Below are 6,654 nucleotides of genomic sequence, written 5' to 3' on the forward strand. Positions count from 1 at the left end.
ACCAACACATCCCATGAACTACCCCATCCCCCCCGCAAAACAAAAAACCGTTTGGTCCTCCCTTTCCGCCGGCAGCCTGCCGCTGGTGCTGTCGCAGAACCTGCCGCAGGGCACGCCCAAAATCGTGCTCACCGCCGACAGCGAAACCGCCCTGCGCCTGCAAACCGCGTGGCAATTCTTCCGCCCGCAGGACAACGCGCTGTTCCTGCCCGATTGGGAAACGCTGCCTTACGAGCGTTTTTCGCCACATCAGGATTTGGTGTCCGAGCGGCTGTCGGTGTTGTGGCAGCTGAAAAACGGCGCGGCGGACGTGCTGTTCGCGCCCGTGTCCACCGCCATGCAGCGGCTTGCGCCGCCGTCTTTCCTGATGGGGCGCACGTTTTGGCTGAAAACGGGGCAGACGTTGGATTTGGACAAACTGCGCGAAAACCTGGTGGAAGCGGGTTATGCCGCTGTGTCCAACGTGGTGGCGGCGGGCGAATTTGCCGTGCGCGGCGGGATTGTAGACCTGTTCCCCATGGGCGCGGATTTGCCCTACCGCATTGATTTGTTTGACAATGAAATCGACAGCATCAAAACCTTCGATCCCGACACGCAGCGCACGCTCGCACCCGTGTCCGAAATCCGCCTGCTGCCCGCGCACGAGTTCCCCACCGATGCGGACGCGCAGAAAATCTTCCGCAACCGTTTCCGCGAAGAAATCCCAAGCAACCCGAACGAGGCGACCGTGTACCAAGCCGTGGGCAAGGGGCAGTTCGGCGCGGGCGTGGAATATTACCTGCCGCTGTTTTTTGAAGACGGTTGCGCCGATTTATTTGATTATATTGGGGAAAACGCGATTATCGTCTGCACGGACGATGTGCACGCCCGCGCGCACCGTTTTTGGGACGAGGTGAAATCGCGGCACGCGATGGCGCAAGGCGACCCGAGCTATCCGCCGCTGCCGCCGCAGTCGCTGTATCTGCTGCCCGACCAATTTGCAGGCTGCCTGAAACGCTATCCGCAGGTGTGGACGCAGGCGGATGCGGAGAGCGGACTGCCGGACGTGGCCGTGAACCGCCAATCGGACGAGCCTTTGGCGGCGTTGGCGCGCTTTCAGGCTGCCTTCGGCGGCAAAATCCTGCTGTGCGCGGAAAGCGCGGGGCGGCGCGAAACGATGACGGGCTTTTTGAAGCAGCACGGCTTTGACGTGAAACCCGTGTCGAGCTGGGCGGAATTTTTGTCGGATAAATTTTCAGGCAGCCTGAAAGCCAACAGCGTGGCGCTGGCCGTTGCGCCGTTGTCGCAGGGGTTTGTGCTGGGCGAAAGCAGCCTGCACACCGAAGGGTTACCTGAAAATGCTGCGGATAAACTTTCAGGTAGCCCCAACGCCGAAAGCAGCCTGCACTCTTTAATCGGGCAGCAACCCGCCCCCTCCCCCGAGGGGGAGGGCTGGGGAGAGGGCAACACGTCCGCGCCCCAAACCGAAATTTCTGCCGCCGCAGCAAGCCCTCTCCCTAACCCTCTCCCGCAGGAGAGGGGACAAAGTGCCGCAGCTTCAACGATTTCAGGCAGCCTGCACGCCGAAGGGCTACCTGAAAATGCTGCGAATGAATTTTTGCTTCGCAGAAACTCGCTTTGCTCGTTTTCAGGTAGCCCGAACGCCGAAAGCAGCCTGCACCTTGCCGTCATCACCGAATCCGAGCTGTATCAATACGTTGCCCGTTCGCGCGTCCACAGCCGCCGCAAGAAGCACGCCGCCGTGTCGGACGGCAGCCTGCGCGATTTGGCGGAAATCAGCATCGGCGACCCCGTGGTGCACGAAGAACACGGCATCGGGCGGTATCGCGGGCTGGTGCTGATGGGCGAAGACGAAATGCTGCAACTGGAATATGCGGGCGATGCGCAGCTCTATATCCCTGTTTCGCAACTGCATTTAATCAGCCGCTACTCCGGCCAGGCGCATGAAAACGTCGCCCTGCACAAGCTCGGCAGCGGCGCGTGGAACAAGGCGAAGCGCAAAGCCGCCGAAAAGGCGCGCGACACCGCCGCCGAGTTGCTCAACCTCTACGCCCAACGCGCCGCCCAATCGGGACACAAGTTTGAAATCAACGAGTTGGACTATCAGGCGTTTGCCGACGGCTTCGGCTATGAAGAAACCGAAGACCAGGCCGCCGCCATCGCCGCCGTAATTAAAGATTTGACGCAGGCGAAGCCGATGGACCGCCTCGTGTGCGGCGATGTCGGTTTCGGCAAAACCGAAGTCGCCCTGCGCGCCGCGTTTGTGGCGGTGATGGGCGGCAAACAGGTTGCCGTACTCGCTCCGACTACGCTTCTGGTCGAGCAGCACGCGCAAAATTTCGCCGACCGCTTCGCCGATTTCCCCGTGAAAGTTGCCAGCCTTTCGCGTTTCAACAACAGCAAAGCCACCAAAGCCGCGCTGGAAGGCATGGCGGACGGCACGGTCGACATCGTTATCGGCACGCACAAATTGGTGCAGGACGACATCAAATTCAAAAACTTAGGGCTGGTCATCATCGATGAAGAACACCGCTTCGGCGTGCGCCAGAAAGAGCAACTCAAACGCCTGCGCGCCAATGTCGATGTCCTCACCATGACCGCCACGCCGATTCCGCGCACCCTCAGCATGGCACTCGAAGGTCTGCGCGACTTCTCGCTGATTACCACCGCGCCCAGCCGCCGCCTCGCGGTAAAAACCTTTGTCAAACCCTTCAGCGAAGGCAGCGTGCGCGAAGCCGTGTTGCGCGAACTCAAACGCGGCGGACAGGTATTTTTCCTGCACAATGAAGTGGATACCATCGAGAACATGCGCGAGCGGCTGGAAACCCTGCTGCCCGAAGCCCGCATCGGCGTGGCGCACGGACAACTGCGCGAACGCGAGTTGGAACAAGTGATGCGCGACTTTTTGCAGCAAAGATTCAACGTGTTGCTCTGTTCCACCATCATCGAAACCGGCATCGACATCCCCAACGCCAACACCATCATCATCAACCGCGCCGACAAATTCGGACTGGCGCAGCTGCACCAGCTTCGCGGGCGCGTCGGCCGCAGCCACCACCAAGCCTACGCCTACTTGCTCACGCCCGAATACATCACCAAAGACGCAGAAAAACGCCTCGACGCCATCGCGGCGGCAGACGAACTCGGCGCAGGTTTCACCCTCGCCATGCAGGATTTGGAAATCCGCGGCGCAGGCGAAATCCTCGGCGAAGGACAATCCGGCGAAATGATACAGGTCGGCTTCACGCTCTACACCGAAATGCTCAAACAAGCCGTGCGCGACCTCAAAAAAGGCCGCCAGCCCGACCTCGACGCACCGCTGGGCATCACCACCGAAATCAAACTGCACAGCCCCGCCCTGCTGCCTGAAAGCTACTGCCCCGACATCCATGAGCGGCTGGTGCTCTACAAACGCCTCGCCGTCTGCGAAACCGTGCAGCAAATCAACGCGATACACGAAGAACTGGTCGACCGCTTCGGCCTGCCCGAACAACCCGTCAAAACCCTCATCGAAAGCCACCACCTGCGGCTTGCCGCAAAAGAATTGGGCATAGACGCCATCGACGCGACCAGCGAAGCCGTAACCGTTACCTTCGGCAAACACCACCAAATCGACCCGACAGAAATCATCCTGCTGATTCAGAGCGATAGAAACTATCGGCTGGCAGGGGCGGATAAGTTGAAGTTTACGGCTCAGATGGAGGATGTGGAGACGAGGATTAAGACGGTGAAGAGTGTGTTGCGGAGGTTGAAGGCGGGGGTAGTAACAAGAGGGGAAGAGGCTGGCTGAAAGGGTGCAGGCTGCTTTTTAAGGCGCTGAAACAGCAAAAGGAGTGTAAGGAATGATTATCCCTTTCTCGACATATTCCGATTTATGATAATAATCATACAGTTTCAAATAAATTAATGGTCTTATTGGGTCTTAATCCAACCTACGCAGGCTAACAAAGTTAAATGAGGGATAATTATGAAAGGAATACACATTTTATTCTCGATACTGTTTTTATTTTGGTTATTTGTATTTTGTCTAATAATATATATATACATATTTGCTCCAGAATCAACAAGAGAAGATGAAAAACGTAGAGCCATTGCGCGCCTCTCTTTAAAGCATAATGAACAAAATCGCTCATTTAACCCTATTGCAGAACCAATACGCCCTACATCTTTTCAACTTAAAAGTACCGGTTTTAAAGAAGTACAGGAATCTTATATAAAAGGATTTGGATATAGAATAAAAGTCATTGATAATAAAGGATATTGTTACTATATTAGTAGCAAATATAATTATCTACAATCTTGGGTATCGGCCGCATATGATGCAAAAGATAATCCTTATGGTCAAGTTACCAATATTTTAAAGCTGGAATATGTTTATGCACAAATTCAAGAACCAAGTGGACTAGCTCCCTTTAATCTTGTTAATAAAGTGGAGGAACAATATAAATTACTTACACAAGGATCGAAAATAGACCGTTGCAATAGGGCGCCTCTTGTTAGCTTGATTTCAATTAAATTTCGATTGAATAATGTGCCTTATGAATTTCAGGCCAGTCATCAGGAAATGCAAAAATTATCGCAACATACGATTTATATTTTTTGAAACTTTAAGTGAAGGAAAATAATTATGCTGCTCAATCTTATTTTCTGTTTATTTTTATTTGGTGTGTATTTCATTGTTTTGCGGATTGAATTTTCTCTTAGAAAGAAAATAAAATTTTTTCTGAAATTTAAATGGGTTTCGGCATTGGGTTTGTTGATGGTATTTGTTGCTCCATTCTTGTTTATTTTTTCGGTAAAAAATTCGGTTATCGCAGCAAATTTCTTTCAAAATATGTATGAACTGTTTTTTCAGAATTTGTTTTTAGGTTTTGAACGTATTTTAAGAAAATACCAGCAATCATCAGGAGATATAGAGAGAGTTGAACTGCTTAGAGCTGCTATGGGATACACTATATTTTATAGCCTGTTTGTTTTTCGGGAAATGTTGTTTTCCGCCATTTTCTTTTATAAGGATCTGACACTGGAAATAAAAGATCCTGTTACCGGATCCCATGGAAAGAAGTTTCTTCTTACTTTATTGCTTTTCTTTGTGGCATATACATTATTCACTGGCGATTATTCTTCTTCATGTGGTCGAGCGAGCATTTGTTTTGGGGGAAATATCAGTTATGGATCGCTTGTACTAGAATATTCATTTGATATATTTTTGATTTTTTGTACTTTTTCTTTGTATCTAGCGCAATGCATGTGCAATAGAACTTAAACCATAGGAGACTTGTTAAATGAGTAATTTAATTACCTCATATATTATTAACAATAACGATTGGTAGATTTTGCATAAACAATTTATCACCAACGGCGTGCCTGCATATCGATAGGCTAAGTGGCAAACCCAACGTTTCGGATAATTTGACGATAATGACATCATGGTGGATTTTTTATTTTAATCCGCCCTATTTTGGTCGAAGTCCGGCTTAATCTTCCCACCGAAAGGCAAAAAGGCAGTAAGCGTAGGTTAGGTCGAAACCCAACTAAACCAACACATCTCTTGAAATGTTGGGTTTATCAACCTAACCTAAGGCTGCTGGATGGGCTAGTAGCTCTGATAGCGATGTAATTTTTAAAAATATGGATAGTGTTATGTATATCACTAATTTTCTTAATGATGGTTATTATCCAACTAGCGAGCTTTTGTTTTCTAGAAAATATGTTCCTTGTATTTGCAGGATAGATAATGATTTATTTGAGATAGTTTTTACTTTAGACAGGCTGGAAAATCTAAAGCTAATCGTTAAGGATTTTAATATCAAGATACTTGGCCAGTATGCCGCCATTGCTGTTGGAGGAGTGTGGAAAATAGAGCGTGAAGCACTAATAACATTAAGATTTGATCCACTGGATAGCCAAAAAATAGAAATTATTGACTTGGCCTTTTTTGATTTATTTGCAGGATGGTTTTGGGCTATTAAAGATGGGGAATTTACAGAAGACTATGTGGGGAAAGATGATGAGGAGTTGTTAAATGCTGCTGTCTATCCTTTGCAAGAATAGCACGAAAAGATTTTTTATTATTCATCGATAAATCAATACTTAAACTTATATCTCTCGACATTTCGCATTTCCTGTGGATTTTAATTTTCGATATTTTTGGAAGGAATGTAAGGAATGATTATCCCCTTCTCGATATAGTCCGATTTATGATGGTAATCATCCAGAAACGTTTCCAGCCCATCCGGCTTTAAATAAACAAAGAAAATTTCTTGGGTATGCTTATCCATTAAGATATACGGAGTATCCAGCAGCATGCTGATATAATCGCAATGATTCAGAAATTCTATATCTTGATATTCGAATATCCATCCATCAACAAAAGGGCGGACAGAAATAATGCGGACATCCGCTTCCAAATCCCGAATAGCAGTTTTTACCGATTTATATGCTTCATCAAAAGTGATCATCGACTTTTTCTCAATCATGGATAGGGTTGAAAGGGCGTATCTTAGCTGTAGAAATCCCTAGCGTTGTTTACAGTATTTCAGGAGAATACTGACATGAACATGCACAAAAACACCCGACTCACCCCACACCACCGCCAAGCCATTTGGCTGGTCTACACATAGGAGAAGGAGAGCGTCACCTCCCTGGCCCGCC

At 49.1% G+C, this 6,654-nt stretch carries 5 protein-coding genes; 4 read left to right on the plus strand and 1 reads right to left on the minus strand.

The window, feature by feature from the left end; translation table 11 throughout:
* Positions 1-13 precede the first annotated feature (13 nt).
* From mfd to HMPREF9098_RS02255, 4 genes are all read left to right on the plus strand, one after another.
* Entirely contained in the window at positions 14-3,790 is a 3,777-nt protein-coding gene (mfd, locus tag HMPREF9098_RS02245) for a transcription-repair coupling factor (protein WP_003781571.1), read from the plus strand.
* 177 nt (positions 3,791-3,967) lie between these two features.
* Entirely contained in the window at positions 3,968-4,603 is a 636-nt protein-coding gene (locus HMPREF9098_RS11625; protein ID WP_003781572.1) for a hypothetical protein, read from the plus strand.
* 24 nt (positions 4,604-4,627) lie between these two features.
* Positions 4,628-5,266: a hypothetical protein gene (locus HMPREF9098_RS02250; RefSeq protein ID WP_003781574.1), complete on the plus strand. Its 639-nt coding sequence runs from the start codon at positions 4,628-4,630 to the stop codon at positions 5,264-5,266.
* 377 nt (positions 5,267-5,643) lie between these two features.
* Complete coding sequence (locus tag HMPREF9098_RS02255) at positions 5,644-6,054, plus strand: hypothetical protein (RefSeq protein ID WP_115324844.1); 411 nt, start codon at positions 5,644-5,646, stop codon at positions 6,052-6,054.
* 80 nt (positions 6,055-6,134) lie between these two features.
* Here the strand turns inward: HMPREF9098_RS02255 and HMPREF9098_RS02260 are convergent, their stop codons facing one another.
* Positions 6,135-6,479, minus strand: coding sequence for a hypothetical protein (locus HMPREF9098_RS02260; protein WP_003781578.1), 345 nt, complete (start codon positions 6,477-6,479; stop codon positions 6,135-6,137).
* Between the last annotated feature and the right edge of the window lie 175 nt (positions 6,480-6,654).

It is taken from the genome of Kingella denitrificans ATCC 33394, from assembly GCF_000190695.1.
GTDB classification, from domain to species: Bacteria; Pseudomonadota; Gammaproteobacteria; order Burkholderiales; family Neisseriaceae; genus Kingella_A; species Kingella_A denitrificans.